The sequence below is a fragment of the Microbacterium flavum genome (assembly GCF_018717645.1).
Taxonomy (GTDB): domain Bacteria; phylum Actinomycetota; class Actinomycetes; order Actinomycetales; family Microbacteriaceae; genus Microbacterium; species Microbacterium flavum.
Genome location: NZ_JAFLHG010000020.1, coordinates 1 through 25,025, shown reverse-complemented (window position 1 = coordinate 25,025; position 25,025 = coordinate 1). Strand labels below are relative to the sequence as shown.

29 protein-coding genes are annotated in these 25,025 nt (G+C 72.4%); 22 read left to right on the top strand and 7 right to left on the bottom strand.

The window, feature by feature from the left end:
- Positions 1–57 precede the first annotated feature (57 nt).
- Genes J0P97_RS15280 through J0P97_RS15255 form a run of 6 tightly spaced genes read left to right on the top strand, consistent with a single transcriptional unit; the run spans position 58 to position 5,192 of the window.
- Positions 58–1,818 carry a sensor histidine kinase gene (locus J0P97_RS15280; protein ID WP_215488651.1) on the top strand — a complete coding sequence of 587 codons (1,761 nt, stop codon included), beginning with the start codon at positions 58–60 and terminating at the stop codon, positions 1,816–1,818.
- The gene (locus J0P97_RS15275) at positions 1,809–2,462 is read left to right on the top strand and encodes a response regulator transcription factor (protein WP_215488650.1); all 654 of its coding nucleotides are present in this window, start codon (positions 1,809–1,811) and stop codon (positions 2,460–2,462) included. The genes J0P97_RS15280 and J0P97_RS15275 overlap by 10 nt, the downstream gene beginning before the upstream one ends.
- Positions 2,463–2,471: 9 nt before the next feature.
- Positions 2,472–3,227: a GNAT family N-acetyltransferase gene (locus tag J0P97_RS15270; RefSeq protein WP_246540656.1), complete on the top strand. Its 756-nt coding sequence runs from the start codon at positions 2,472–2,474 to the stop codon at positions 3,225–3,227.
- Positions 3,227–3,643 carry a hypothetical protein gene (locus J0P97_RS15265; RefSeq protein WP_215488649.1) on the top strand — a complete coding sequence of 139 codons (417 nt, stop codon included), beginning with the start codon at positions 3,227–3,229 and terminating at the stop codon, positions 3,641–3,643. The genes J0P97_RS15270 and J0P97_RS15265 overlap by 1 nt, the downstream gene beginning before the upstream one ends.
- Before the next feature lie 14 nt (positions 3,644–3,657).
- Positions 3,658–4,539 (top strand): SDR family oxidoreductase, encoded by an 882-nt coding sequence (locus J0P97_RS15260; RefSeq protein WP_215488648.1) that lies wholly within the window; start codon positions 3,658–3,660, stop codon positions 4,537–4,539.
- Between the two features lie 26 nt (positions 4,540–4,565).
- A complete protein-coding gene (locus J0P97_RS15255) occupies positions 4,566–5,192 on the top strand; it encodes a hypothetical protein (RefSeq protein ID WP_215488647.1) in 627 nt (208 codons plus the stop codon).
- A gap of 39 nt (positions 5,193–5,231) precedes the next feature.
- Here J0P97_RS15255 and J0P97_RS15250 read toward each other — a convergent pair whose 3' ends face one another.
- Both J0P97_RS15250 and J0P97_RS15970 read right to left on the bottom strand, forming a co-directional pair.
- The gene (locus J0P97_RS15250; RefSeq protein WP_215488646.1) at positions 5,232–5,741 is read right to left on the bottom strand and encodes a DNA alkylation repair protein; all 510 of its coding nucleotides are present in this window, start codon (positions 5,739–5,741) and stop codon (positions 5,232–5,234) included.
- A 29-nt stretch (positions 5,742–5,770) separates the two neighbouring features.
- Complete coding sequence (locus J0P97_RS15970; protein WP_215488645.1) at positions 5,771–6,427, bottom strand: hypothetical protein; 657 nt, start codon at positions 6,425–6,427, stop codon at positions 5,771–5,773.
- 94 nt (positions 6,428–6,521) lie between these two features.
- On the opposite strand from J0P97_RS15970, the gene J0P97_RS15240 reads away from it, so the two are divergent.
- The 5 genes from J0P97_RS15240 (at position 6,522) to J0P97_RS15220 (ending at position 10,621) form a co-directional block, all read left to right on the top strand.
- The gene (locus J0P97_RS15240) at positions 6,522–6,971 is read left to right on the top strand and encodes a MarR family winged helix-turn-helix transcriptional regulator (RefSeq protein ID WP_215488644.1); all 450 of its coding nucleotides are present in this window, start codon (positions 6,522–6,524) and stop codon (positions 6,969–6,971) included.
- A 106-nt stretch (positions 6,972–7,077) separates the two neighbouring features.
- Positions 7,078–7,500, top strand: coding sequence for an organic hydroperoxide resistance protein (locus tag J0P97_RS15235; protein WP_215488643.1), 423 nt, complete (start codon positions 7,078–7,080; stop codon positions 7,498–7,500).
- 69 nt (positions 7,501–7,569) lie between these two features.
- Positions 7,570–8,343, top strand: coding sequence for an isocitrate lyase/PEP mutase family protein (locus J0P97_RS15230; RefSeq protein WP_215488642.1), 774 nt, complete (start codon positions 7,570–7,572; stop codon positions 8,341–8,343).
- A gap of 183 nt (positions 8,344–8,526) precedes the next feature.
- On the top strand, positions 8,527–9,660 hold the full coding sequence (gene menC, locus J0P97_RS15225; protein WP_215488641.1) for an o-succinylbenzoate synthase: 1,134 nt from the start codon (positions 8,527–8,529) through the stop codon (positions 9,658–9,660).
- Between the two features lie 10 nt (positions 9,661–9,670).
- On the top strand, positions 9,671–10,621 hold the full coding sequence (locus J0P97_RS15220) for a hypothetical protein (protein WP_282837797.1): 951 nt from the start codon (positions 9,671–9,673) through the stop codon (positions 10,619–10,621).
- An 18-nt stretch (positions 10,622–10,639) separates the two neighbouring features.
- Here J0P97_RS15220 and J0P97_RS15215 read toward each other — a convergent pair whose 3' ends face one another.
- Positions 10,640–12,079 carry an SPFH domain-containing protein gene (locus J0P97_RS15215; RefSeq protein WP_372449725.1) on the bottom strand — a complete coding sequence of 480 codons (1,440 nt, stop codon included), beginning with the start codon at positions 12,077–12,079 and terminating at the stop codon, positions 10,640–10,642.
- A gap of 196 nt (positions 12,080–12,275) precedes the next feature.
- Here J0P97_RS15215 and J0P97_RS15210 point away from each other — a divergent pair, with 196 nt between their 5' ends.
- Complete coding sequence (locus tag J0P97_RS15210) at positions 12,276–12,683, top strand: DUF4870 domain-containing protein (RefSeq protein WP_215488640.1); 408 nt, start codon at positions 12,276–12,278, stop codon at positions 12,681–12,683.
- On the opposite strand, the gene J0P97_RS15205 is transcribed toward J0P97_RS15210, so the two are convergent.
- Positions 12,676–13,599: a DUF5996 family protein gene (locus tag J0P97_RS15205; protein WP_246540654.1), complete on the bottom strand. Its 924-nt coding sequence runs from the start codon at positions 13,597–13,599 to the stop codon at positions 12,676–12,678. The two genes, J0P97_RS15210 and J0P97_RS15205, sit on opposite strands and share 8 nt — an antisense overlap.
- Positions 13,600–13,676: 77 nt before the next feature.
- Here J0P97_RS15205 and J0P97_RS15200 point away from each other — a divergent pair, with 77 nt between their 5' ends.
- Together J0P97_RS15200 and J0P97_RS15195 are read left to right on the top strand one after the other, a co-directional pair.
- Positions 13,677–14,621: an aldo/keto reductase gene (locus J0P97_RS15200; RefSeq protein WP_215488639.1), complete on the top strand. Its 945-nt coding sequence runs from the start codon at positions 13,677–13,679 to the stop codon at positions 14,619–14,621.
- Positions 14,622–14,812: 191 nt separating this feature from the next.
- A complete protein-coding gene (locus J0P97_RS15195; protein ID WP_282837799.1) occupies positions 14,813–16,198 on the top strand; it encodes a glycine--tRNA ligase in 1,386 nt (461 codons plus the stop codon).
- Between the two features lie 30 nt (positions 16,199–16,228).
- Here J0P97_RS15195 and J0P97_RS15190 read toward each other — a convergent pair whose 3' ends face one another.
- Positions 16,229–16,825, bottom strand: coding sequence for an HhH-GPD-type base excision DNA repair protein (locus tag J0P97_RS15190; protein ID WP_215488637.1), 597 nt, complete (start codon positions 16,823–16,825; stop codon positions 16,229–16,231).
- Between the two features lie 255 nt (positions 16,826–17,080).
- Here J0P97_RS15190 and J0P97_RS15185 point away from each other — a divergent pair, with 255 nt between their 5' ends.
- The 6 genes from J0P97_RS15185 to J0P97_RS15160 all read left to right on the top strand — a co-directional run bounded on the left by J0P97_RS15185 (position 17,081) and on the right by J0P97_RS15160 (position 21,400).
- Positions 17,081–18,649: a protoporphyrinogen/coproporphyrinogen oxidase gene (locus J0P97_RS15185; RefSeq protein WP_215488636.1), complete on the top strand. Its 1,569-nt coding sequence runs from the start codon at positions 17,081–17,083 to the stop codon at positions 18,647–18,649.
- Positions 18,650–18,793: 144 nt separating this feature from the next.
- The gene (locus J0P97_RS15180) at positions 18,794–19,201 is read left to right on the top strand and encodes a hypothetical protein (protein ID WP_215488635.1); all 408 of its coding nucleotides are present in this window, start codon (positions 18,794–18,796) and stop codon (positions 19,199–19,201) included.
- Position 19,202: 1 nt separating this feature from the next.
- Positions 19,203–19,613 (top strand): phage holin family protein, encoded by a 411-nt coding sequence (locus J0P97_RS15175; protein ID WP_215488634.1) that lies wholly within the window; start codon positions 19,203–19,205, stop codon positions 19,611–19,613.
- Positions 19,603–19,875 carry a hypothetical protein gene (locus J0P97_RS15170; RefSeq protein ID WP_215488633.1) on the top strand — a complete coding sequence of 91 codons (273 nt, stop codon included), beginning with the start codon at positions 19,603–19,605 and terminating at the stop codon, positions 19,873–19,875. The genes J0P97_RS15175 and J0P97_RS15170 overlap by 11 nt, the downstream gene beginning before the upstream one ends.
- A gap of 184 nt (positions 19,876–20,059) precedes the next feature.
- Positions 20,060–20,854 (top strand): uroporphyrinogen-III synthase, encoded by a 795-nt coding sequence (locus J0P97_RS15165; RefSeq protein ID WP_215488632.1) that lies wholly within the window; start codon positions 20,060–20,062, stop codon positions 20,852–20,854.
- Positions 20,855–20,953: 99 nt separating this feature from the next.
- A complete protein-coding gene (locus J0P97_RS15160) occupies positions 20,954–21,400 on the top strand; it encodes a hypothetical protein (protein ID WP_215488631.1) in 447 nt (148 codons plus the stop codon).
- Positions 21,401–21,404: 4 nt separating this feature from the next.
- Here the strand turns inward: J0P97_RS15160 and J0P97_RS15155 are convergent, their stop codons facing one another.
- Both J0P97_RS15155 and J0P97_RS15150 read right to left on the bottom strand, forming a co-directional pair.
- Positions 21,405–22,235 carry an ABC-2 transporter permease gene (locus J0P97_RS15155; RefSeq protein ID WP_215488630.1) on the bottom strand — a complete coding sequence of 277 codons (831 nt, stop codon included), beginning with the start codon at positions 22,233–22,235 and terminating at the stop codon, positions 21,405–21,407.
- Positions 22,232–23,545, bottom strand: coding sequence for an ATP-binding cassette domain-containing protein (locus J0P97_RS15150; protein ID WP_246540653.1), 1,314 nt, complete (start codon positions 23,543–23,545; stop codon positions 22,232–22,234). The genes J0P97_RS15155 and J0P97_RS15150 overlap by 4 nt, the downstream gene beginning before the upstream one ends.
- Before the next feature lie 132 nt (positions 23,546–23,677).
- Between J0P97_RS15150 and J0P97_RS15145 the strand changes: the two genes are divergently transcribed.
- Together J0P97_RS15145 and J0P97_RS15140 are read left to right on the top strand one after the other, a co-directional pair.
- Positions 23,678–24,772, top strand: a complete 1,095-nt coding sequence (locus tag J0P97_RS15145) for an enoyl-CoA hydratase/isomerase family protein (RefSeq protein WP_215488629.1) — start codon at positions 23,678–23,680, stop codon at positions 24,770–24,772.
- A 3-nt stretch (positions 24,773–24,775) separates the two neighbouring features.
- A partial coding sequence (locus J0P97_RS15140) for a J domain-containing protein (protein ID WP_215488628.1) occupies positions 24,776–25,025 on the top strand: 250 nt, incomplete at its 3' end.

The window sequence follows — 25,025 nt, the reverse complement described above, 5'->3', positions numbered from 1 at the left end:
GGGGCGGAAGGGACCTAGGTCTCCTCCGCCGGGCGCGGTGCCGAGTAGGTTTCAGCCATGACGTCGCCGCGACCCATCGCGCCGCCCACGAGCCCGACGCCGGCGCGGCTGCGCGGGGGCACCGCCGGCTCGCTCGGGCGCGCGCTGGGAGCGGTCGCGGCGCTCGGCATCCTGCTCGGCCTGACGCAGCTCGCCGTCGGCATCTGGGCGGGCGGCGCCGCATGGGCGGTCGGCGCGTTCACGGCGCTCTTCTGGGTGTGGCTCGGGGCCGGCATCCTCGCGTGGACGCGGCGGCCGGCCAACGGCATGGGCGCGCTCCTCGTCGTGGCGAGCGTGGGGGTCTTCCTCGGGGGCGCCGCGAACATGCAGGTACCGGTTCTCGCGGTCGTCGGGTCCATCTTCGCGACGAGCGTGCTCGCCGTGACGGTCCACCTCCTGCATGCCTTCCCCTCCGGGCGGCTCCGCGGAGCGCTGTCGCGCGCGACCGTCGTCGCCGGCTACCTCGTGGCCGTGGGCGGCGACCTCGTGACGACGACGCTCGAAGAGGCGAACCTGGCGGATGCCGGTGCCGTGCGCGCCGTGAACCTCGCCCAGTCGGTCGCCGGCATCGCGGTCATGGCCGTGACGGCCGTGCTGCTCGCCCGCCGCCTCGCCGGGGCGGAGCCCCGTCACCGGCGGGTGCTCCTGCCGCTGTTCCTCTACGGCATCCTCGCCGTGCTCCTCATCCCGACGACGCCGCTCGTGCTGCGCGCCCTCGGCGCCGGTTCGGAGACCACGTTCATCGTCCAGCTCCTCCTCATCGCGGGGCTCCCGATCGCCTTCCTCATCGGCATCCTGCGCGGCGGTTTCGCCCGCACGACGCCGCTCGACGCGCTGAGCGCGTGGCTCGCGGTCGGCGGCGCGACGCGCCCCGCCGTGCAGCGGGCGCTCGCCGCGACGCTCGGCGACGAGACGCTGCGCGTCGTCTACCGGTCGAGCGCGACGGGCGGCTTCGTCGATGACGACGGAGTGGCCGCGTCGCGCGAGGACGGGATCGGACAGGCGTGGATCGACGTCCGCGTCGAGGACCGCCTCGTCGGGGCGATCGGCTACGACCCGCGTCTGACGGCGGATGCCGCGGAGGTGCGCCGCGCGGGCGAGGTCCTCGCCGTCGCGATCGACCGCGAGCGGCTCACCACCGAGCTCCTCGCCGCGAACGAGCAGCTCACGCGCTCGCGGCTGCGGCTGGTCGAGGCGGAGGTGCGCGAGCGCGCTCGGATCGCCCGTGACCTCCACGACGGGCTGCAGGTCGAGCTCGTGCTCCTCGCGCTCCGCGCGCAGACGATCGCGAACGCCCCGGAGGCGACGCTGGCCCTGCGTGCCGAGCTCGAGGGGCTGCGCCACGGGATCGACGAGTCCGCGGCGGGGCTGCGCCGCCTCGTCCACGGGGTGATCCCGGCGGCGCTCGTCGAGCAGGGTCTCGCCACGGCGACGGAGGATCTCGTCGACCGGCTGCCTGTTCCCGCGACGCTGGTCGCGGAGATCGACGGCGCGACCCTCGGGCCGGCGACGACGCACACGGCCTACTTCGTGGTCGCCGAGGTGCTCGCGAACGCGGTGAAGCACGCCCGCGCCGGCCAGGTGGGCGTGCGGCTGACCGTGGCGGAAGAGCGCCTCCGCATCGAGGTCGACGACGACGGCGTCGGCGGCGCGCGGCTCGACCGCGGCACCGGGCTCCGCGGCCTCGCGGACCGGGTCGACGTGCTCGGCGGGGCGATGGAGGTCACCTCGCCGGTCGGGGGCGGGACGAGGGTGGAGGTCGAGCTGCCGTGCGTGTAGTCATCGCCGAGGACGAAGTGCTGCTGCGAGAGGGGCTCGGCTACCTCCTCGCCGGAGACGGGTTCACCGTCGTCGCCGCGGTCGGGACGGCCGAGCAGCTCGAACGCGAGGTCGCCCGGCATGAGCCCGATCTCGCCATCACCGACATCCGGATGCCGCCCACCTACACCGACGAGGGTCTCGTCGCCGCGCTGCGCATCCGGCACGCGCACCCCCGCGTGGGGGTCGTGGTCCTGTCGCAGCACGTGCAGCGCCGCTACGCCGCCGAGCTCCTCGCCCCCGGCCGTGGTGGGATCGGCTACCTCCTCAAGCAGCGGATCGCGGACGTGTCCACGTTCACCGCGGATCTTCGCCGGGTGGCCGCGGGCGGGACGGCGCTGGATGCCGAGGTCGCGTCGGTCCTCGTGGCGCGGGCCAGCCGGGGGGACGGCGTGGTCGCGGCGCTCACGCCGCGCCAGATCGAGGTGCTGACCCTCATGGCGCAGGGACGCAGCAACGCGGCGATCGCCGCTGCGCTCTTTCTCACGGAGAAGGCGGTCGTGCAGCACACGTCGAACATCTACGACGCGCTGGGGCTTCAGGTCGACGCCGACGATCACCGCCGCGTCCTCGCGGTCATCCGCTACCTGGAGGGCGCCGCGTAGGGTGGGCGCATGAGCAGCCCTGCGCCCGATGCCGCTTTCGACCCCCGTGAGGCGGTCGCCGTGCCGCGCGGCATCGAGATCCGCCCGCTCGAGACGATCGAGCAGGTGTTCGCGGCATCCGCCGTCCTCGACGAGGTGTGGGGCGAGCGCGGCGGCATGCCGCCGAACCTGCTGCGGGCCCTCGCTCACTCCGGCAACTACGCGGTCGGGCTCTACGACACGGCGGGCGACGACGAGCGGATCATCGGGGCATCGGTCGCCTTCTTCGCCGCACCCGCCGCGCGGTCGATGCACTCGCACATCACGGGCGTGCTCGCGGGGTATCGCTCGCAGGGGCTCGGGCGCGTGCTCAAGCAGCACCAGCGGGCATGGGCACTCGCCCGTGATGTGGGGCACGTCACGTGGACGTTCGACCCGCTCGTGGCGCGCAACGCCCATTTCAACCTTCGCGTGCTCGGAGCTCGAGCGACGGAGTACCTCGTCGATCACTACGGGCCGATGGATGACGCCGTGAACCGCGGTGACGAGACGGATCGTCTGATGGTGTCGTGGGCGCTCGCCGCCCCCGCTGCGGTGCCGTCCGAGAATGATGTGGTCACGAGCGTGGCGGTGCCGCGCGACATCGAGCTGCTTCGGCGCACCGACCCCGCGGAGGCGCTGGAGTGGCGCTACCGCGTGCGCGACGCGTTCGGGGGTCTGGGAGAGGACGGCTTCGTCGTCCTCGGCTTCGACGACGAGCGCGGATACCTGTTCGGACGGCGCTGATGGACGCGGACGCGGGCGACCGGTCCGGATGGACCCCGCACCGCCGCGAGGACGGCGAGCTGGTCGGCTGGATCCGGCCCGCGGACGGGGTTGAGGCGGCGGGAGAGGACTGGACGGCGGTCGACGTGCTGGGGCGGGAGGTCACAGCATCCGTCGACTGGCTGGAGGCCGAGGCGGCACTCGAGGCGCACGGTCTCGCCTTCCTCGCCGACCCCTGGATGCTCGAGCGCGAGGGGGTGGCGCCCCTGCGCGTGCGGATGGTGGAGGTCACGCCCGACCGCATCGTCGTGAAGGCGGAGGACTACGGCGACATGTCGGCCGCCAGCGAGCGGTTCGTGGTGCCGTGGCCGCTGCCCCCGCGACTGCGGCCGCCCCGGCCGGGCGACCCGGATGGGTTCACCCTCTCGCGGGGGTGAAGGAAGGCTCGACCATGCACGCTTCCGCACCTCAGACCCTGCCGCTTGCGGGCAAGACCGCCCTCGTGACCGGCGTCTCGCGCCGTCGCGGCATCGGCTACGCCGTGGCCGCGAAGCTCGCTTCGCTCGGCGCGCATGTGATGATCCATCACCATCGTCCGCACGACCTCGACCAGCCGTGGGGTGGTGACGACCTGGAGGCGGTGAGGTCCGGCATCCGATCCGCCCTCACACCCGACGCCCGGTTCGCCGACGTCGGCGCCGATCTCGCCGATCCGCGGTCGGCCCTCGAGGTGATCGCTGCAGCGACCTCTCTCACGGGCGCGCTCGACATCCTCGTCTGCAATCACGCCAAGAGCGGCGACGACGGCAGCATCCTGGACATGACGCCCGAGCGGCTCGATGCGTTTTGGGATGTGAACGCCCGCGCCACGCTGCTGCTGACCGCCGAGTTCGCACGCCTGCGCGCGTCGACGACCTCTGCGCCGCGCCGGCCCGGCGACCGGATCGTCGGGGGGAAGCCGTACCCCGAGCCGCAGGGTCACGTGTTCTGGATGACGTCCGGGCAGATCCACGGACCGATGCGCGGGGAGGTCGCGTATGCGGCGAGCAAGGCGGCGTTGGCCGGTCTCACGCCGACGGTCGCCGCCGAATTGCTGGAGCTGGGCATCATCGTGAACACCGTGAACCCCGGACCCGTCAATACGGGATACCTCGACCCGGACACGACCGATCGGTCGCTCGAGGAGATGGATCGGTTCCTCGCCGAGACCCCCTTCGGGAGGGTCGGAGCGCCCGCCGATCCCGCTGAGCTCATCGGCTGGCTGAGCACCTCCGCCGGCAGCTGGATCGTGGGTCAGGTCCTCACGAGCGACGGGGGCTTCAGCCTCGGCTGAGTGCTGCTCCGCTGTACGGTGGCCGGATGCGCGGGTCCGAGGTCGACGAGCGGGATTCCGCCTGGGAGCGGGATGACGCCCGCTACCGGATCTACGTCTTCGAGGGCGCCGGCAATGCCGTGAAGACCTTCGATCTCGAGGATGCCACGGTCGAGGAAGCGCTCGAGACCGCCGACGGTCTCGCGGGGCGCGGCGAGCGGCTCTGGTCGCTGGCGCTGGTGGAGAACGACACGCGCGGCCTGCGCGGACTGATCTGGCTCTCGGGGATGGACTACAACGATCCGCCCGGATCCGCACGGGAGTGGCGACGTCGACGACAGATGCAGGACCGGTATCTGGCGGCGCGCCACCGCCTCGGCGAGCCGGTCGTCCTTCCCGACGGGCAGCGGCTCATCCGGGTGTTCCCCGAGTGGGTCCGAGGCTGGCCGCTCTGGGAGAACTTCTCCGACGAGTACCACCTCGCCGGACCCGACCTCGGTCTGACGCCGGAGTTGAGCGCCTCGCTGTACGAGTGGAACGAGGCGTGGCAGACGCGCGGCGTGGACGATCCTGAGCCCGAGGGATGGTACGAGCGAGGGCTCGAACTGGTCGCGCAGCTTCGCGACGAACTCGACGGCGTCGCCGAGGTGCGGCCGGAGTTCCTGCGCGACTGACGGCGCGGATGCCGGGCCGATGCCTCGTCGGCGATGGGCTCACCCGCTCGGAGTCGGCCGGCGGCCGGGCTCTCTCAGGAGGGCCGCGGCGACGATGAGGCTCTCGGAGTCGGAGATCGACCAGCGGGCGACGATGCGCTGCGCACGGTCGGCTTCGGCTCCGCCGAGCCGCGCGAGCAGGGGGCGCACCACGTCGAGGGTGAGCGGCTCGATGAGGCGCGCGGCGCGTGCATCCCGGAGGAATCCCTCGATCCGGGTGAGGTCTTTGCCCGTGAGCACGTCGACCTGACCCTGCAGCAGCACGATCGCCGCGAACCGGCGATCGAACACCGGCACCGCCCACAGTTCGGCGGCGAGGGCCGTGATGTCGTCATGCGAGAGACCTCGATGCCGACGCAGGGCATCGCGGACGGTGCCGCGGATCGCTCCGACCGATGCGCCGTAGACGCCCAATCCGCCGACGGAGGCATCCCCATCCGCCCACGTCCGCCATTCCGACGCCTCCGCCCGCAACGTGCGATCGATGAAGGCGGCCGGTTCGGATTCCACCCCTCCATCCTCACTCGGCCGGGAGCTGCTCAGCGCGCCCTTCCTCCACCGGTCGCGGCTGCTGCCAGCATCCCGGCGGACACGGCGGTCGCGATGCCGATGCCGGGCTGAAGGGCGGTGCCCATCACCATCAGGCCCACGCCGCTCCACACTGCCGCCGACGACCATCGACGCCGCGTCAGGCAGCCCATGGCCCCCACAAAGAGTCCGAGCGAGCACAGTGCGAGCCCGGGGAGCACGACGGCCATCCACAGGCCAGCGCCCGTCTCGCCTGCCGGTCGTGGCCCCGTGTAGGCGACGGTGCTGGAGAAGCTCCACCAGGCGAACCACCCCAGGGAGATCGCGGCGAGGGTCAGATACGTGGCCGTGCGTCCCCGTGTGGGTGGGGCTATGGCCGCGAGGAGCCCGGCGAGAAGGAGAAGCGCCGACACCCCGCCGATGCCGAACGCCACGCCGAGGTATCCGATGCCGTCTCCGCACGCCCAGGTGCCCTCGTGGCCCCACGCGCCGCCGATGCCCCACGAGCAGTTGTTGTGAAGGGCTTCGCGGAAGAGTCCCACGGATGCAGGGGCGATGAGGAATGCCAGCACGGCGCCGACCACCACGGCGACGGCCGGGCTCAGGCCGCGCCCGGGGCGCGTCGCCGACGTCGCCGGCTGCGTCATCCCCCTCGACGGTCCTGTCACGTCGTCGACGCTATCGGAGGCCGCGTCTCTCGGCGCTCGTGTGCCGCCGGCAAATTGATTGCGCACAATTCAATTGTGTGCAACCATGACATTCATGACCAGCCCCGCCGTCGATGACTTCGTCTGCTTCGCGATGTACACCGCCTCGCACGCGACGACGCAGGCCTACCGCGAAGTGCTGAAGCCCTGGAAGCTCACCTACCCCCAGTACCTCGCCCTGGTCGTCCTCGCGACGGGAGAGCGCACCGTCGGCCAGCTCGGCGACGAGCTGGGGCTCGACTCGGGCACCCTCTCCCCGCTTCTGAGACGGCTCGCCGACCGCGGCCTCGTCGACCGTCGCCGTGACCAGGGCGATGAGCGCGTCGTCCTTGTGGGGCTCACTGACGCCGGCCGCACCGTCCACGACGAGGTCGTCGAAGCCGCCGGATGCCTCGTTCCCGCGTTCGTCGACAGCGGCCGGAGCCTTCGCGACCTCCTCGACCAGCTCGCCGCGATCACCGCGAACATGCGCGCACTGGCATCCGACCTCCGTACCGCCGCCTGACGGCGACGGGCCGCCCCATCCACCCCCGCCCGCCCGCTCCCGACCCCACCCCGCGCGACTCGCGCGACCACGTGCCCGGCACGACCGGGCCACCGAAAGGAATCCCATGGACATCCTCTACACCGCAGAAGCACTCGCCACCGGCGGCGGCCGCAACGGCCACGTGCGCACAGCCGACGGCATCCTCGACGTCGATGTGCGCGTTCCGAAGGAGATGGGCGGCACCGGCGGGGCGCCGAACCCCGAACTGCTCTTCGCGGCGGGGTACGCCGCCTGCTTCCACAGCGCCCTGCAGTCGGTCGCTCGGGCCCAGAAGGTCGCGATCGAGGGCTCCTCGGTCGGTTCGCGCGTCGGGATCGGCCCGAACGGCCAGGGCGGATTCGGTCTCGCCGTCGAACTCGAGGTCAACATCCCCGACGTCGACCACGATGTCGCCCAGCAGCTCGCGGATGCCGCACACCAGGTGTGCCCGTACTCGAACGCCACCCGGGGCAACATCGACGTGACGGTCACCGTCGTCGACGACTGATCCCGCGCGCGGCTCACCCGACCTCGATTCCCACCCGACCGACCTGACCCGACCCGTAGGAGCACCCCCATGACCGTCCGCACTGACGCCGAACGCCTGCTGAGCCTGCACGAGGCATCCGAGATCCTCACCGTCGTGAATGTGTGGGATGCCGTCTCGGCAGCCGTCGTCGCCTCCGAGCCGGGGACGACCGCGCTCGCGACCGCGAGCCACTCGATCGCCGCGACCTTCGGGTACGACGACGGCGAGAACATCCCGCTCGACCTGCACCTGCAGATGATCGCCCGCATCGTCGACGCCGTCGATATACCGGTCTCCGCCGACCTCGAGGCGGGGTACGGAGACATCGGCGAGACCGTCCGACGCGCCATCGGCGTCGGCATCGTCGGTGCGAACATCGAGGACCAGCTGAAGCCGCTCGACGAGGCGGTGCGCGGCGTGGAGGCGGCGATGCGCGCCGGCGAGGCCGAAGGCATCCGCTTCGTCCTCAACGCGCGCACCGATGCGTTCGTGCGCGGCGGCGACCGCTCGCCCGAGGAGGACCTCGCCGACGCCGTGACCCGCGGCCGTGCGTACCTCGATGCCGGGGCCCCGGTCGTGTTCGTGCCGGGTCTCCTCGACGAGGCGCAGGTGACGACGCTCGTGGATGCGTTCGGCCCGCAGCGGCTCACCATGATCGGCGTCCCCGGATCCCTCCCGCTCGCGCGGCTGCAGGAGCTGGGCGTCGCCCGCGTCTCGTACGGACCGTGGAGCCAGCGCGTCGCCCTGACCGCCCTCCAAGACCTCGTCCGCGACGTGCACGCCGGCGGCGGCCTGCCCGAGGGGACGCGCCCTCTCAACTGACGGCCGGTCTGGTCCGCGGGCCGATGCCTTCGGCCCGCGAGACGTTCCGGAAGCAGGGCCGATCCTCGCCCCGGGGTGCGGCGCACCCCTCGAGGCGCGATCGGCCCTGCTTTCGCGGCGCGCGGCGCCCCTCACAGCCCGCGCCCGGCGGGCCGGAGGTCGCCGCGGGCGTACCCTGTCGCCATGCCGATCTCCCGCCCCGCCGCTCCGGTCACCCTCGAGGCGATCGAGCTGCGCGTCCTCCACCTGCCGCTGGTCAGCCCGTTCACGACCTCGTTCGGCACCGAGAGCGTCCGCGAGGTCATCGTGGTCCGCGCCCGCACCACGGACGGCGACGGCTGGGGCGAGATCGTCACCTCGGCGGAGCCGTACTACTCCAGCGAATACACGCACGGCGCGTGGGATGTCGCGCAGCGCTTCCTCGCTCCGGCGCTGCTCGACGCACGGACCCTCGCGCCGGATGACGTCCCCCGCCTCCTCGAGCCCGTCGTCGGGCACCGCATGGTCAAGGCCGGCCTCGAACTCGCCGTCCTCGACGCGGCGCTGCGGGCCGAGAGCCGTCCGCTCGGCGAATACCTGGGCGCGACGGTGGACCGCGTGCCGAGCGGGGTCTCCGTCGGCATCCAGCGCGACCCCGACGCCCTCGTCGAGGCGGTCGGCGGCTACCTCGACCAGGGCTACGTGCGCATCAAGATCAAGATCAAGCCCGGCCGCGACCTCGCCGACACAGCCGCCGTGCGCGACGCGTTCGGCGGCATCCGACTGCAGGTGGATGCCAACTCCGCCTACACGCTGGCCGACGCCGACCTGCTCGCCGAGCTCGACCGGTTCGACCTGCTCCTGATCGAGCAGCCGCTGCAGGAGGACGACCTCGTCGACCACGCCGCGCTCGCTCGGCGCCTGCGCACCCCGGTCTGCCTCGACGAGTCGATCACCTCGCTCAAAGCCGCCGCCGACGCGCTCGCCCTCGGCTCGGCGTCCGTCATCAACATCAAGGCGGGACGCGTCGGAGGCTACCTCGAGGCGGTGCGGATCCACGACCTCTGCCGTGAGGCCGGCGTGCCCGTCTGGTGCGGCGGAATGCTCGAGACGGGCATCGGCCGCGCGGCCAACGCGGCGCTCGCCGCCCTGCCGGGGTTCACCCTTCCGGGCGACGTCTCCGCCTCCGATCGCTTCTACACGCGCGACATCGTCACCGATCCGATCGTCCTCGAGGACGGCCACGTCCGCGTGCCGACCGGGCCCGGGCTCGGCATCGACATCGACCCGATCGCCCTGGACGACGTCACGATCGACCGGGTCGAACTGCGCCGGTGAGGATCTCGCCGTGTGCAGAACTCCGCCGGATCGGGGCCGCGAGGGGCGCGGCAGAGGGCTCAGCGGCCGTCGGCGCGGCGCGCGGATGCAGTTCCGCGCGGCCGCTGCGCTGCTCGTCGCACTGGCGGCGCTGACGGGCTGCACGGCTCCCGCCCCGCCCGCCCCGTCGGGCGCCACGCCGCCCGGACCGCCGGACGGCGTGACCGTCGTCGTGACGCAGCAGCGCTCGGACGTGGCCGGCCGGCAGGCCGAGCTCCGCATCCACAACGGGTCCGACGCGCCGCTGGAGGTGGGGGAGGTGCGCCTCGACGACCCGCGGTTCGCGGCGTCGGCCACCCGGGTCGTGCCGCGCACCTCCGCGCTCGCGGCGGGCGCGACGGCCGACATCCGCGTGCAGCTGCCGGATGCCGCATGCCCCGGCGGCGCCGATCCGATCTCCACCGTGACCTTCGACTACGAGACGGGCGGACGCTCCGGCACCGCCGTGGTGGCCGCGCCCGAGCTCTTCCCGTTCCTGGACGAGGTGCACCGCCGCGACTGCGTCGCCCAGGCGGTCGCGGCCGCGGGGGACGTCTCGTTCGGCGTCTTCACCCCGTCCAGCCCGAGTACTCCGGCGACCCTCGAGCTGACGATCGCGCCCTCGGCAGGGAAATCGGGCGCGGGTGCCGCGGTCACCCTCGTCGACATCCGAGAGACCAACCTGCTGACCTTCGAGGGGCTCGCGGACGGCGTGCTGCCGCTCGGCGACAGCGGCATCCGCGCCGACGGCGCGGCGCGCAGCATCCCGCTGCGGATCCTGCCCGCGCGGTGCGACCCGCACGCCGTGCAGGAGAACAAACGGGGCACGGTGTTCGCGGTCGACGTCGTGGTCGACGGTGAGGTCGGCCAGTTCCTGCTCGCAGCGCCGCCCGACCTCACCGCGCGCCTGCTGACCTGGGTCAGCGACTGGTGCGCAGGCTGACCGATCCGCCGTCGAGCCTCAGCCCGCCTCGGTGTTCGCCGCGGCGAACGCGGCGCCGATCTCCTCCGCCCGCTCCTGCCCTGCCTCGGGGTCGGTGCCGGCGCCCGCTCCCGCTCCCGGCGAGGACACTCCCGCTCCCGCGGCATCCTGCCGGATGCCCTGCGCGATGCCGCGCCCGGTCGCCTGCCCCTGGATCACCTGACGCAGGTCGATCCCGGTCGCCGCCTCGATCGCGTCGAAGCTCGCACGCATGCTCGACGCCGACTCCGCGGCGATGTGGCTGGATGCCCCCTGGCCGCCCAGCACCGTGATCGAGCCGACCTTGTCGAACCCGCGGGCGAACTCGGTCATCATCGGCACGAGCGCTTCGAGCGCACGCTGGGCCAGCAGCGCCTCCTGGTTCTTCGAGAGCGCCTCCGCCTCGGCCTCGATCGCCGACGCGCGCGCCTCGCCGACCAGTCGCACGGCATCGGCCTCGGCCTGGGCGCGCAGGCGCGTGGCCTCCGCCTCCTGCGCCGCGATCTGGGCGCGGGCCTCGGCGGCCTTGACCTCGCCGTACGCCGCGGCATCCGCCGAACGCTGCCGCTCGTAGAGCGAGGCGTCGGCGACCTTCTTGATGTCGGCGTCGAGCTGCGCCTGCTTGTTCTCGGCGCCCTGCAGGAGCACGGCCTGCTCGCGCTCGGCGCGGGCCAGCGCCTCGGCCTGGTCGGCCTCCGCTCGGGCGCGCCCGACCTCGGCGGCGGCCGCGGCGGAGTTCTTGTCGAACGCGGTCTGCTCGATCAGGTTCGCCTCATCGGTCGCGATCTGGCGGGCGCGCACTTCACGCGCCGCATTGATGCGGGCGACCTCGGCCTCGCGCCGCACACGCTCGACCTCCGTCGCGCCGAGCGCGTCGATGTAGCCGTTCTTGTCGGTGACGCCCTGGATCTGGAAAGAGTCGAGGATCAGACCCTGTGCCAGCAGGTCGCTCTTGATCCCCTCGGCGATCTGATCCGACAGCTTCTGCCGGTCCTTCATGAGCTGCTCGACGGTCAGCGTCGCCACGACGCCGCGCAGCGCGCCCTCCAGCTGCTCGGTGGTGAACTGCTCGATCGCGCCGTCCTGGGAGAGGAAGCGCTCGGCGGCGCGTCGGACGAACTCCGGGTCGGACCCGATCTTCACGAGCGCGACTCCCGACACGTTGACCGTGACGCCGTTGGATGCCTGCGCCGTCGGCTCCATCTTGATCTGCCGGGCGCGCAGCGAGATCATCTCGGCGCGCTGGGTCAGGGGGTTCACGAGGGCGCCGCCACCGGTGATCACGGAGATTCGGGACGACTCTCCCGACGCGCTCTTCTGGCTCTTGCCGACCACCACCAGGGCCTGGTCGGCCTTCGCGACCTTGTACCAGGCGCGCACCATGATGAGGAGGAAGATCAGCAGGATGATGGCGGCGACGACGGCGATCGAGGCGATCACCAGGGTCCCACCGGTGGCGAGGATGTCCACGGCACTCCTTTTCGAGGGGTTTCTCCGACCCTAGCGAGAATCCTCTCGGGGGCGTCCGGCGGACGGGTCCGCGGGTGCGACCGCGGCCCGGCCGAGGGTCTCCCGTGCCCGAGGACTCCGGTTATCCCGGTGCCGAGTGCGCGGGGCCGAGCCTAGGCTGGATGACATGACCACTCCGCCGAACGTTCCGCCGCAGCAGCCTCCGTACCCGGCGCAGCCCCCGTACGGCGGCTACCAGCCCGTGCAGCCGCTGAGCCCGTCCGACGAGAAGCTCTGGGCCACTCTCGTCCACGTGGGCGGCATCTTCTTCAGCTTCGTGCCCGCCCTGATCGGCTACCTCGTGCTGAAGGACCGCGGTCCGTTCGTCCGCGCGCACACGGCGACAGCGCTGAACTTCCAGCTGACCCTGCTCATCGCCTCCGTCGTCGGATCGGTGCTGAGCCTCGTGGGCATCGGCTTCCTCACCCTCGGCGCCATCTGGGTCCTGAACATCGTGTTCTCGATCATCGCGGCGCTGAAGGCGAACCGCGGCGAGTGGTACCGCTACCCGCTGACGATCACCTTCCTCAGCTGACCGCCCCGTCCGCGGCCTGCGGCCACCCGCCCGTCTCCGACCCCGCGAGGTAGGTGGCCCGGAGGAACGCGAGCACCAGCGCCCCAGGATCATCCGCTTCGCGTACCGCGCGGTACGGGAGGATGAACTCCCCGAGGTCGGTGTCGAACGCCGCGTGAGGAACGCCGAGGTCGCGGTCACGGAACCCCGCCGGCTCGGGGTAGGTGTACGAGTAGAACGCTCCTTCGTCGGCCCCGCCCGGCCAATAGCCGGCGCTGGAGACCTCGGAGTCGTACGCCTCGTACATCACCCAGTCGGGGCAGTTCGCCACGCCGCCGGGATGCTGCGGGGCGGGGCGGCCGCTGAATCGCGACACGGCGAGATCGAAGGCGCCCCAGAAGAAGTGCACGGGGCTGGCCTTGCCCTCCCACTCCGCGCGGAAGACGGCCAGCACCCGCGCCGCCGAGACGAGCGAGCGCCAGAACGCCCGCACCGCCTCCGCGTCGTAGGAGCCGTGCGTCTCGTCGTCCGGGAACGGGATCGCCTCGGCGATCTCGACCGGCACCGGGTAGATCTGCGCCGGGACGTCGAGGTCCTGCAGCACCTCGACGAATTCGCGATAGAAGTCGGCCACCGTGCGCGGCCGCAGCGCCATCGCTCGTCGCCGGCCGTCGGTCCGCTCGAAGACCAGCTCGTCTGCGAGGAAGTCGAACCGCACCTCCAGCCCGTGCGCGCCGCACGGCATGAGCGAGGTCGTGAGGCCACGCGCATCCACGTACAGCGGCACGTTCCACCAGTGGTTCACCATGGGCGTGAGCTCCATCCGGAGCTTCCCGACCATCTGCGTCCACAGCTGCAGCGTGTCGCGGGTGTCCTGCCAGGCGGCGACCGGCAGCGCCGGCCACATCTGTTCGCGGGTCTCGTCGCGGGCATCCATGCCGCCCAGCCTGGCAGTGCGTCCCGCTGCCCGCGAGGGGCCTTCACCGGCGGGAGAGGCCGAGTTAGCATCGTCGGATGTCAGCTGTGAAGAGGGTCGCCCTCGGGTCCACCGCCACCACCGCGCCGAACGTCGTCCTCGGCCTCATGCGCATCGCCTCCTCGACCGACGAGGAGGTGCGCGCCCTGGTCGGCGCGGCGCGAGATGCCGGCATCGACTTCTTCGACCACGCCGACATCTACGGTCCCGCGCTCCACGACTGCGAACGGCGCTTCGCGGAGGCCATGCGGCTGAGCCCCGCGGAGCGTGCCGAGATCACGCTGCAGACGAAGGCCGGCATCGTGAAGGACGGGCCGTACTACGACTTCTCCTACGAGCACATCGTCTCGTCGGTCGAGGGCTCGCTGTCCGCGCTCGGCACCGACTACATCGACATCCTTCTGCTCCACCGCCCCGACGCGCTCGTCGAGCCCGACGAGGTCGCCCGTGCGTTCGACGACCTCGAGCAGAGCGGCAAGGTGCGCGCCTTCGGTGTCTCGAACCACACGCCGCGGCAGATCGACCTGCTCCGCTCGGCGCTGCGCCAGCCCCTCGTCGCGAACCAGATTCAGCTGTCGCTGCCGCATGCTCCCGCCATCGCGCAGGGCATCGCCGCCAACATGTCGGGCCTGCCGCAGTCGACGTCGATCGATGGCGGCGGCATCGTCGACTACTGCCGGGTCAACGGCATCACCCTGCAGGCCTGGTCGCCTCTCCAGTCGGGGACGGATGCCGGGGTCTTCCTCGGCTCGTCGGCGTACCGCGAGCTGAACGCCGTCATCGACCGGCTCGCCGCCCAGTACGACGTGCCGGCCCTCGCGATCGCGACGGCGTGGATCACGCGGCATCCCGCGGGCATCCAGGTCGTCCTCGGCACGACGACGCCCGGACGCGTCACCGAGGCCGCCCTCGGTTCGGACCTGCCTCTCACCCGCCCGGAGTGGTACGAGCTGTTCCGCGCGGCCGGGCACCACATTCCCTGAGCATCGGATCGAATCCGGCCCGATGCGCCCCGGGGCTGCGGCCTCGGGGCTTCAGCGCCCGGGGCTGCGGCCTCGGGGCTCTCCACGGAGGGGCGGCGCGCACGAACTAGACTGGACGGATGCCGCGCGCAGGCCTCGCCGCGGCATCCGCGCCTCGCGCACTCCCGAAACACGACCATTTGGAGCCACCTGTGGCCGAGCAGTCCCGCCTCGACAAAGTCATCGCCCTCGCCCGTCATCGCGGGTTCGTGTTCCAGGCCGGTGAGATCTACGGCGGCTCGCGCTCCGCGTGGGACTACGGGCCCCTGGGCACGGAGCTCAAGGAGAACATCCGGCGTCAGTGGTGGCAGACGTTCGTCCGCGGACGCGGCGACATGGTCGGCCTCGACTCCTCGATCATCCTCCCCAAGCGCGTGTGGGAGGCATCCGGTCACGTCGCGACGTTCGCCGACGAGGTGGTCGAGTCGACCGTCACGCACAAGCGCTACCGCGCCGACCACCTGTGGGAGGCGTTCGTCGCGAAGCGCGGCCGGGAGCCCGAGAGCTGGGACGAGGTCCCCGACCCCGAGACCGGCCAGCGCGGCAACTGGACGGAGCCGCGCTCCTTCTCCGGCCTCATGAAGACCTACCTCGGCGTCGTCGACGACGAATCGGGCCTGCAGTACCTCCGGCCCGAGACGGCCCAGGGCATCTTCGTCAACTTCTCGAATGTGCTCACCGCGTCGCGCAAGAAGCCGCCGTTCGGCATCGGCCAGGTGGGCAAGGCCTTCCGCAACGAGATCACGCCGGGCAACTTCATCTTCCGCACGCGCGAGTTCGAGCAGATGGAGATCGAGTTCTTCACCCCGCCCGCCGACGCGCAGCAGTGGTTCGAGCACTGGGTGCAGGCGTGCTGGGACTGGTTCATCGACCTCGGCATGGACGCGCAGAACATGCGCCAGTTCGACGTCCCCGAAGACGAGCGCGCCCACTACTCGGCCGGCACGATCGACTTCGAGTACCGGTTCGGCTTCCCGGGCAAGGAGTGGGGCGAGCTCATGGGCGTCGCCAACCGCACCGACTTCGATCTGAACGCCCACATCGAGGCATCCGGTCAGAAGCTGCAGTACTTCGACCAGGCATCCGGCACGACCTACGTCCCCTACGTCATCGAGCCCTCCTTCGGGCTCACCCGCTCGATGATGGCGTTCCTCGTCGACGCCTACGTCGAGGAGGACGTGCCCAACGCGAAGGGCGGCACGGACGCGCGCACCGTGCTGAAGCTCGACCCCCGGCTGGCGCCGGTCAAGGTCGCCGTGCTCCCGCTCTCGCGCAACGAGCGGCTGTCGCCGCTCGCGCGTCGCGTGGCGGACGAGCTGCGCGCCCAGGGCTGGAACGTCGACTTCGACGACGCCGGTGCGATCGGCCGCCGTTACCGCCGCCAGGACGAGATCGGCACGCCGTACTGCGTCACGGTCGACTTCGACTCGCTCGAGGATGACGCCGTCACCGTCCGCGACCGCGACACGATGGCCCAGGAGCGCATCGCGCTGGGCGGTCTGGTCGCGTTCCTCGCCGAGCGCCTGCGCGGCGCCTGAGGCGCGCCCGGGTCGCGCGGGCGGGGCGGTTCAGGACGCGGTCGAGCCCTTCGCCGCGGCCTTCATCGCGCGCTTGTGCTCACGGACCTTCGTCAGCGACTCGGGTGACACGATGTCGGCGACGGAGCGGAACGATCCCTCGTCGCCGTAGGGGGCGGATGCCTCGCGCCACCCCGCACCGGTGAATCCGTACTGCTTGCCGAGCAGCGCCAGGAAGATCTTCGCCTTCTGCTCGCCGAACCCCGGCAGGGCCTTGAGGCGCTTCAGCACCGTCGCACCGTCAGGCCCCTCGCTCTGACCCGGGTCCGGCTGGGTCCACAGGGACGCGGCATCCCCGCCCCACTCGTCGACGAGCGCCTGGCACAGCGACTGGACGCGCCCGGCCATCGATCCGGGGAAGCGGTGCACGGCGGGGGTCTCTTTGAACACCGCGGCCAGCGCGTCGGGGTCGTAGCCGGCGAGGGTCGGGGCGTCGAGCGAGCCCGTGCGCTCCTCGATCTTCAGGGGCCCGGTGAAAGCGGTCTCCATCGCGATCTGCTGGTCGAGAAGCATGCCGACGAGAAGCGCCAGCGGGTTGTCGGTGAGCAGAGCATCGGCGGCGGCGTCGTCGGTGATGTGAAGGGCCATGGCATCCATCGTCCCACCGCACGCGGATCGCCGCAGTCGCGCCTTCCCCGCCACCCCGCGGCGGGGAAGGCGTCCAGGTCCTGGTCCTGGTCCAGGCGCAGCCCGCGTGCGGAAAGCAGGGCGGATCGGCCGTCTGCCGCGTCTTGGGGCGGCGGATGGTCGATCCAGCCTGCTTTCGGAACGCCGAAGGGGGATGCCGCACCCCGCCACTCGAGGTCGCTCGGGGCCGGGGGCGGCCGGTGCGAGGATGGAAGGATGAGCGAGACACCGCGGGAGTCCGACGCGACGGAGTCCGACGCGACGGATGCGCTGCGTCGCGCCCGCGGCACCCGGGTCGTCGTGGTCGGCGGGGGTCTCGCCGGGCTCGTCGCGGCGTACGAGTGGGCGAAGATCGGTGCGGCGGTGACGGTGATCGAGGCATCCGACCGCCTCGGGGGAGCCATCGAGACGGCCGCGCTCGACGGCCTGCCGGTCGACCTCGTGGCCGACACTCTGCCGCTCACCCATCCCGCCGTCGCGGCGCTCATCGACGACCTCGACCTGCGCGACGCGGTCGAGGAGGGCGTCGCGCAGCCGGTGTGGGTGACCGGCCTGCCCGGTGCGCCGGGCGCCGCGCCGCTGCCGACGGACACGCTCCTCGGCATCCCGGCGAATCCGTGGGCTGAGGATGTCCGCGCGGTGATCGGCGGTGGGGGAGCGTGGCGCGCCTACCTCGACCGCCTGCGGCCGCCGCTGACGATCGGCCACGAGCGCAGCCTCGGACGGCTCGTGCGCACCCGCCTCGGCGATCGGGTGGCCGATCGGCTCGTCGCTCCGATGACACGCGGCGTCCACGGCGTCGGAATCGACGAGATCGACGTCGACGCCGCCGCCCCCGGGCTGAGTTCCGCCCTGACGCGCGTCGGGTCGCTCACGGGTGCCGTGGGCGCGCTGCGCGAGGACCGGCCCCGCACGCCGCGCACCACCCTCCGGGGCGGGCTCGGCGTTCTCGTCGACGCGCTCGCCCGTCGTCTCGCCGACTTCGACGCCGCCCTCGTCACCGGAGAGCCGGTCGAGCGGATGGAGCGGATCGGGGATGCCTGGGCCGTGCAGGCCGCGCCCCGGGCGCAGCCCGACCCGCCGGGCGATCAGGCGAACGGCATCCCGAGCGGCACAGCGAGGACGGCGGACGTCGTCGTCCTCGCGACGGATGCCGCTCACGCGAGCGCCCTCCTGGAGACGGCGGGGATCGCCATCCCCCGCCCCGCCGAGCGCGACCACGCGCCCACCCCCGCGCCGGTCGTCGTGACGCTCGTGGTCGCGGCGCCCCAGCTCGACGCCGCGCCGCGCGGTCGCGCGGTGTACCCCGTCGACCCGGCGGCCGCGCCGGCGTCGGGCCTCGTGCACGCGACCGCCGAGTGGCCGGGCCTTGCCGCGGCGGCCGGACCGGGCCGCCACGTCCTGCGCGTCACGCTCGCCGACGGGGCGGCGACGCGCTTCCAGACCGAGGATGAGGCGATCTCCGAGGCGTCGCGCGCCGCGGCCGAGCTCCTCGGCACGCCGGTCGGCGACATCCGGGCGGCGGCGGTGCGCCGGCCGTCCTGGGCGCCCCCTGCGACACGGATCGGCCACACCGAGCAGGTGGCGCAGGTGCGCGCCCGGATCGCCACGGCCCCCGGGCTCGCTGCCGTCGGCGGGTGGCTGGCAGGGAGCGGGACGAGCCAGGTCATCGCCGATGCGATCGAGGAGGTCGACCGCCAGCGCAGCGCTGCACTCTGGGGAGCGCGGACGGCGGTCGACGGCCGAGATCCCCGCGGCGACGCGGACGATCCCGGGCGGAACTGACGAGCGGGCGGGGCGTGCGCGCGACATCCGCCCCGCGCCCGCGCCCTACCAAAGGACGCCGCCGGAGACAAGGACGGATGCTCGCGTCGGAATACAGCGTTACCCTGGTCAGGACACCACCGCCGTTCGACCGTGAGGAGCACCATGAAGGGCAAGATCGGGATCGTCGTGGGGCTCGCCGCGGGCTACGTCCTGGGTTCGCGCGCAGGGCGCGAGCGGTACGAGCAGATCAAGTCGGGTTTCCTGAAGGCGTGGAACACCGCGCCCGTGCAGAAGCAGGTCGGAAAGGTCGCCGAGGCCGGCAAGACCGCTGCGCTCGCCCTTCCCTCGGCCATCTGGGACGGCGCGGTCAAAGTGACCAAGGCCGCCACCAGGAACGGCTCGCCGGGGCAGAAGCTGGATGCCGCGATCAAGGCGGGCAAGGACTCGAAGGCCGATGTCGCGCGCGGCGCGGAGGCGACCGCGACCGAGGTGAAGAAGGCCGCCGACAAGGCCGTCCCCGATGCGAAGGCCGACGCGCACGCGGCCACGCACGCCGCGACGGACTCCTGAGATGAGCACGCCTCGCGGCTTCCGCGATCGCTCCGACGACAGCCTCTTCACGCTGCTCGGCGAAGTCCCTGAACTCGTCCGCAACCTCGTCGTCGCGGAGATCGACTCGGCCAAGAGCTGGGCCAAGAGCGCCGGCAAGCAGGCCGGTCTGGGCGGCGTGTGGTTCATCGTCGCGCTGTTCTTCCTCTTCTGGCTGATCCCGGCTCTCGGCGCGTTCGCCATCATCGGCCTGGCGTCGTGGATTCCGGCGTGGGTCGCGTCGCTGATCGTCGTCGGGGTCTTCCTCGTGATCATCGTCGTGGCCGCGCTCCTCGGGCTGCAGCGGTTCAAGAAGCTCGCCAAGAAGGAGAACCCCGCACAGGCGATCACCGTCGACGCGCGCATCGTGAAGGACGTGGCTGATGAGTATTGAGGTTCCTGTTCCCCGCACCGCGGTCCCCCTCGGGATCAGTGATCCCGTCGAGAAGGCACGGGCGGAGCTGAAGGCCGCGCTCGCCGCCATCGAGGAGAAGTCCAACGTCCCCAAGCGGATCACCCGGGCGACGGAGGATGCCGTGGCCGGTGCCCGCGGGTTCGTGAAGAGCAAGCCCGTCGAGGGCGTCATCGCCGTCGTGGGCGTGGCGGCCGCCGTCGGGCTCGCCGTGTGGGGGATGGTCCGCGCATACACGCGCTGACCGCACCCCGTCCCAGCTCCACCGCGTCTGCGCCACGACGCGGGGGTATGCTCGTGTACCAGGCAGTGGCGACGATGCAGAGGCTGCCGACCTGCCGTCCCGAAGACGCAGCCGTCTCCGCATCGGGTGCGACACGTCGGATGTGCGATGACGTGTGTCCGATCGAGCAGCACGAGAGTCGAGCATGAATCACCACCAACAGCCCGCGAAGCCCCTCAAGGGGTGGCGTGTGCTCGTGCCGCGCGGCGGCCCGTGGGGAGACTCGGTGGCCGCAACGCTGCGCGGTCAAGGCGCGGTGCCCGTGATCGCGCCCCTCATCAACTTCGCCCCCTCCACCGACCAGGAGACGCTCGAGCGCGCTCTCGCGGACCTGGCATCGGGCATCTTCGACTGGGTCACCCTCACGAGCGCGACGACGGTGGACGTCCTGTACGCCTACCGCGCGCAGATCCCCGCCACCACGCGCGTCGCCGCCGTCGGTGAGACGACCGCGACCGCACTGGCCGCCGTGGGCTACCGGGTCGACCTCGTCCCCGACGAAGACAATTCGGCGGCCGGGATGGCCGCGCAGATGATCGATCTCGAACCCGAGCCGCGCCGCATCCTCACCCTCCGCAGCGAGATCGCCAAGCCCGTCCTCACGCGCCGGCTCACCGAGGCCGGTCACGACGTGCGCAGCGTCGTCGCCTATCGCACGGTCGGCGTGCCGGTGACAGAGCGCATCGCCCACGACGTCGAGTCGGGGCGCATCAACGCGATCCTCGTCACGAGTGGATCAGTCGCCGAGCAGGTGCGGCTCCAGTTCCCCGAGATTCCGGCATCCACCGTCGTCGCGGCGATCGGACCGCGGACGGCGAAGGACGCCCGCAAGGCCGGACTCGGTGTGAACGCGGTGGCCCGCGAGCAGACCGTCGAGGGACTGATCGCCGCGGTGCAGAACTTCCCTCTGCCCCACGCGACGGACGAGTTCGCCGTCTGAGCCGGCCGTGCCCCTCCGCGGGGCGGACGCGGCGCGTCGAGATCGGATCGTTGTCGGTTCATCCTCGAACGGGCATGCGCGCGCTGGCAGACTGAAGACATGGTGACTCTGCTGCTGGACTCGACGCAGCTGGAGGTCGCGCTCTCGCCGATCGAACGGACCCTCGCGCGCCGCAGCGATCCCGTGCGGGTGCCCCGCGACCTCATCCGTCGCGTGCAGCTGACCGACGACGCGTGGACGTGGCTGCGCGGCGTGCCGAGCCCTGGCACTCTCGTTCGGGGGGCGTTCGCGATGGGGACGTGGGCCTCCGCCAGCGGTGACGATTTCGTCGTCGTGCGTCGGCGTCATCCCGCCGCCGTCATCGACCTGGATGCGGATGCCGAGTTCTCACGGCTCGTGCTCACCACCAGCCACGGCCTCGCCCTCGTGCGGGCGCTCCGCCTCGACGGCGACGACGTCGCGGAGGATGTCGCCGAGATCGCGGCGCGGGCGCCTCGCGCGCGTCGCCCGCGCGCGAGCCGGGCCCCGCGCCCCGCGACCGCCTGAGCGGTCAGCTGACGTCGCGGCGCCAGCTGACGAGGTAGCCGAGCACGAGGAACACGGCGGCGTAGCCGAGGAGCAGGAGCCCGCCGCCCCACCAGGCGAGCGAGGCCCCGGCATCCCCCGCCCCGCCGAGCGTGGTGAACACGCTCGCGCCGACGAGAGCGTCGGATGCCGCGCCGGGGAGGTACTCCGTGACGGTCGAGAGGCCGTCGACGAAGCTCGCGACGGTGCGAACGATCGGCTCGACGAACTGCGTGAACGCGAGGACGCCGACGATCGCGGCGACCTGGTTGCGGATGAGCGTCCCGGCGCCGATGCCGACGAGCACCCAGAGCACGAACGCGAGCACCATGCGGCCGATGAGGGCCCACGTGTCCGACGAGCCGAGCTGCGCGTCGAGGCCGAACCCGGCGAGAAGGCCCGCTCCCGGAGCGACCGCGGCGATGATCCCGACGACGGCGTACAGACCGCCCATGACGAGGCCGGCCGTGACCTTGCCGCCGAGCGCGATACCGCGCCGAGGGGTCGCGAGGAAGGTGGGCGTGAGGGTCTTGTGGCGGAACTCGCCGGTGACCAGGAGCGTTCCGATCAGGAGCGGGAACACGTAGCCGACGGACGTGGCGAGGCTGTAGATGAGCGGCGCGAGCATCTCCGCCGAGGGCGCCGGACCGTTCATCGTGTCGGGGCCGATCACGCCCGAGGCGACCGCTGCGAACGTCGCACCGAGACCACCCGCCGTGACTCCGACGTACAGGAGGAGGATGAGCGCGAGGATCCACCAGATCGACGTGGTGAACTGCTTGGTCAGCTCGGAGCGGGTGGCGTGGACGAGGCTCATCGCTGCTCCCCTCCTTCGTGGGTCGCGTCGCTGCGGGGGGATGCGGTGTCGCGGGCGGTCGCGGGAGCGCCGTGCGGTCCCGAGCCGTCCGTGAGGTGGTCGTAGCGGGCGAAGAACGCATCGGCCTCCGCGTCGGACTCGGTGCGCGGCTGCCCGGCATCCCAGCGCACGCCGTCCTCCGTCGGGGCGATCACCGGGTCGTCGAGATCCTCGACGACCTCGGGGGCGACCGTCGGGGTGCGCGGCGCGGGTTCCGCGGCGGGGGCATCTGCGCCGTCCCCGGGGTCCGGCCCGGGTGCGGGTGGGGTCGCGTCGCCTTCGGGAGGCGCCGCGGTGTCGGCGGGTGCGGCCGCGGCGGGTGCGGCGGCGGCGACCTCGGCAGCGGCAGGCGTCGCCCCCGCGACCGACGCATGCACGCGGGTGCCGTTGACGAGGTCGAGGAAGACCTCCTCCAGCGCCGGGCCCCGGCGCTGGAGGTTCGAGAGCGCGATGCCGGCGTCCGCCGCGATCGCGCCGAGGCGGGCGGGCTCGGCCGTGCGCACCGTGAAACCGGTGCGCAGCTGCTCGTACGCGATGCCCTCGGCATCCAGCGCCGCCGCCAGCGCGGCACGGTCGGGGGCGTCGATGACGGTCGCGTAGTCGCCGGGCTGCGTGAGATCGGACATCTGCCCCTGGAAGACGAGGCGGCCTCGCGAGATGACGAGCAGCGCCGAGACGGTCTGCTGGACCTCGGCGAGCATGTGCGACGAGACCAGCACGGTGCGCCCCTCTTGAGCGAGGCTCCGCAGGAATCCGCGCAGCCACCGGATGCCTTCGGGGTCGAGCCCGTTCGCCGGCTCGTCGAGGACGAGCACTCCCGGATCGCCGAGAAGCGTGTACGCGAGCCCCAAGCGCTGGCGCATCCCGAGTGAGAAGCCGCCGACCTTGCGGCCGGCGACATCGGCCAGTCCGACCAGGCCGAGCACCTCGTCGACGCGCGCGTCGCTGATCGCGGCCGCGCGGGCGTAGACGCGCAGGTGGTTCGCGGCGCTCCGCCCCGGGTGGAAGCTCGATGCCTCGAGCGCGGCCCCCACGGTCTGCAGCGGGTGCTCGAGTTCGGCGTACCTCTTGCCGCCGATCGTGGCCGATCCCGAGGTGGCCCGCACGAGGCCGAGAAGGATGCGCAGGGTCGTCGTCTTCCCCGCGCCGTTCGGGCCGAGGAATCCGGTCACGGTGCCCGGCTCCACCCTCGCGCTCAGCCGGTCGACGGCCGACACCGCCCCGAACCTCTTGGTCACGTCGGTGAACTCGAGCACGTGTCCGTCGGGCATGGGGGACCTCTCGTCGGCGGTGGCGTTCTTCCCATCCTGTCGGAAACCGCCGCGCCGCGCGCGTCGAGGACTCCGTGAGTATCGCCTCCGCGGCGGGGCTTGCGCCCTGCGACGCCGGGTAACGTTGCCGGGGTGAGCACTGAACCCGGTCGCGACGCCGCCACTGCCCCCGTCGACGCCGAGCCGACCGTCCTCGCCCGCGCGGCCGACGGCGTCGGCCATCTGACGCTCAACCGTCCCCGTGCGATCAACGCGCTCGACCTCGACATGATCGAGCAGCTGGCCCGCGCCCTGGATGCCTGGGAGACCGATTCCGAGGTCTCGATCGTGCTCCTGGATGGTGCCGGCGATCGCGGCCTATGCGCAGGGGGCGACGTCCGCGGCCTCCGCGAGCAGATCGTCTCGGGGCGCGCGGACCTCACCGCCGACTTCTTCCGCGCGGAGTACGCGCTCAACGCGCGCATCGCGGAGTACCCGAAGCCCGTCGTCGTGCTCGCCGACGGCGTCACGATGGGCGGCGGCATCGGCCTGGCCGGGCACGCGGCCGTGCGGATCGTCACCGAGCGCTCCCGGCTCGCGATGCCCGAGACGCGCATCGGCTTCACCCCCGACGTGGGCGGATCCTGGCTGCTCGCCCGCGCCCCCGGTCGCGTCGGCGAGTATCTCGCGCTGACGGGGGCGTCGATGGATGCCGCCGATGCGATCTACGCCGGTTTCGCCGATGCCCTCGTCCCGAGCGATCTTCTGGGCGACCTCGTCGACGCCCTCCGCACACGCGCCGACCCGGGCACCCCGTCCGAACTCGTCCTCCTGTTCGACGAGACCCCGGAGCCCTCCGCGCTCGCGGCGGCGCGGGAGTGGATCGACGACACCTTCGCGGCCGACACGGTGCCCGGCATCCTGCAGCGCCTGCGCGCGCGCAGCGAGCCCGCGGCGGCGCGCGCGGCGCAGACCCTCGAGGAGCTCTCGCCCACCGCGCTCGCGGTCACCCTCGCCGCCGTCCGCGCGGCGCGCACGCTGCCCGATCTGAGGGCGGCGCTCGCGCAGGAGTACGGCCTCGTCCTGTGGTTCGCGAACACCCAGCCCGACCTCGTCGAGGGGATCCGGGCGCAGGTGGTGGACAAGGACCGCACGCCCGCGTGGCATCCCGCCTCGCTCGACGAGCTGTCGGAGGGGATCGGCGCCACTGCTCTCGCGTCCGTTCCCGCCGCGGCGCTCTGGGGCTGACAGGTGTTCGATTCGCCGCTGTCGGCGTCGGCGTACGAGGTGCTGCAGAGCGCGCCGGATGCCACGGACGACGACCTCCGCAAGGCGTACCGCCTGCGCCTGCGGCAGACCCATCCCGACACCGGCGGCGACGCCGCGGTGTTCGTGCAGGTGCAGCGCGCCTGGGACCTCGTCGGCACGCCCGCGGCGCGCGCCGCCTACGACCGCGGACACGGGTTCGGGGCGCATGCGCCGTCCTACGCCCCCGCGGGCC

Excerpts from the sequence above, each read along its gene's own strand:
- J0P97_RS15240 (WP_215488644.1), top strand. The coding sequence starts at position 6,522 with ATGACCAGCCCCGCCGTCGATGACTTCGTCTGCTTCGCGATGTACACC.
- J0P97_RS15185 (WP_215488636.1), top strand. The coding sequence starts at position 17,081 with ATGAGCGAGACACCGCGGGAGTCCGACGCGACGGAGTCCGACGCGACG.
- J0P97_RS15205 (WP_246540654.1), bottom strand. The coding sequence starts at position 13,599 with ATGGATGCCCGCGACGAGACCCGCGAACAGATGTGGCCGGCGCTGCCG.
- J0P97_RS15150 (WP_246540653.1), bottom strand. The coding sequence starts at position 23,545 with ATGCCCGACGGACACGTGCTCGAGTTCACCGACGTGACCAAGAGGTTC.
- J0P97_RS15280 (WP_215488651.1), top strand. The coding sequence starts at position 58 with ATGACGTCGCCGCGACCCATCGCGCCGCCCACGAGCCCGACGCCGGCG.
- J0P97_RS15180 (WP_215488635.1), top strand. The coding sequence starts at position 18,794 with ATGAAGGGCAAGATCGGGATCGTCGTGGGGCTCGCCGCGGGCTACGTC.
- menC (WP_215488641.1), top strand. The coding sequence starts at position 8,527 with ATGCCGATCTCCCGCCCCGCCGCTCCGGTCACCCTCGAGGCGATCGAG.
- J0P97_RS15160 (WP_215488631.1), top strand. The coding sequence starts at position 20,954 with ATGGTGACTCTGCTGCTGGACTCGACGCAGCTGGAGGTCGCGCTCTCG.
- J0P97_RS15230 (WP_215488642.1), top strand. The coding sequence starts at position 7,570 with ATGACCGTCCGCACTGACGCCGAACGCCTGCTGAGCCTGCACGAGGCA.
- J0P97_RS15235 (WP_215488643.1), top strand. The coding sequence starts at position 7,078 with ATGGACATCCTCTACACCGCAGAAGCACTCGCCACCGGCGGCGGCCGC.
- J0P97_RS15165 (WP_215488632.1), top strand. The coding sequence starts at position 20,060 with ATGAATCACCACCAACAGCCCGCGAAGCCCCTCAAGGGGTGGCGTGTG.
- J0P97_RS15255 (WP_215488647.1), top strand. The coding sequence starts at position 4,566 with ATGCGCGGGTCCGAGGTCGACGAGCGGGATTCCGCCTGGGAGCGGGAT.
- J0P97_RS15190 (WP_215488637.1), bottom strand. The coding sequence starts at position 16,825 with ATGGCCCTTCACATCACCGACGACGCCGCCGCCGATGCTCTGCTCACC.
- J0P97_RS15200 (WP_215488639.1), top strand. The coding sequence starts at position 13,677 with ATGTCAGCTGTGAAGAGGGTCGCCCTCGGGTCCACCGCCACCACCGCG.
- J0P97_RS15265 (WP_215488649.1), top strand. The coding sequence starts at position 3,227 with ATGGACGCGGACGCGGGCGACCGGTCCGGATGGACCCCGCACCGCCGC.
- J0P97_RS15260 (WP_215488648.1), top strand. The coding sequence starts at position 3,658 with ATGCACGCTTCCGCACCTCAGACCCTGCCGCTTGCGGGCAAGACCGCC.
- J0P97_RS15270 (WP_246540656.1), top strand. The coding sequence starts at position 2,472 with ATGAGCAGCCCTGCGCCCGATGCCGCTTTCGACCCCCGTGAGGCGGTC.
- J0P97_RS15210 (WP_215488640.1), top strand. The coding sequence starts at position 12,276 with ATGACCACTCCGCCGAACGTTCCGCCGCAGCAGCCTCCGTACCCGGCG.
- J0P97_RS15175 (WP_215488634.1), top strand. The coding sequence starts at position 19,203 with ATGAGCACGCCTCGCGGCTTCCGCGATCGCTCCGACGACAGCCTCTTC.
- J0P97_RS15170 (WP_215488633.1), top strand. The coding sequence starts at position 19,603 with ATGAGTATTGAGGTTCCTGTTCCCCGCACCGCGGTCCCCCTCGGGATC.
- J0P97_RS15155 (WP_215488630.1), bottom strand. The coding sequence starts at position 22,235 with ATGAGCCTCGTCCACGCCACCCGCTCCGAGCTGACCAAGCAGTTCACC.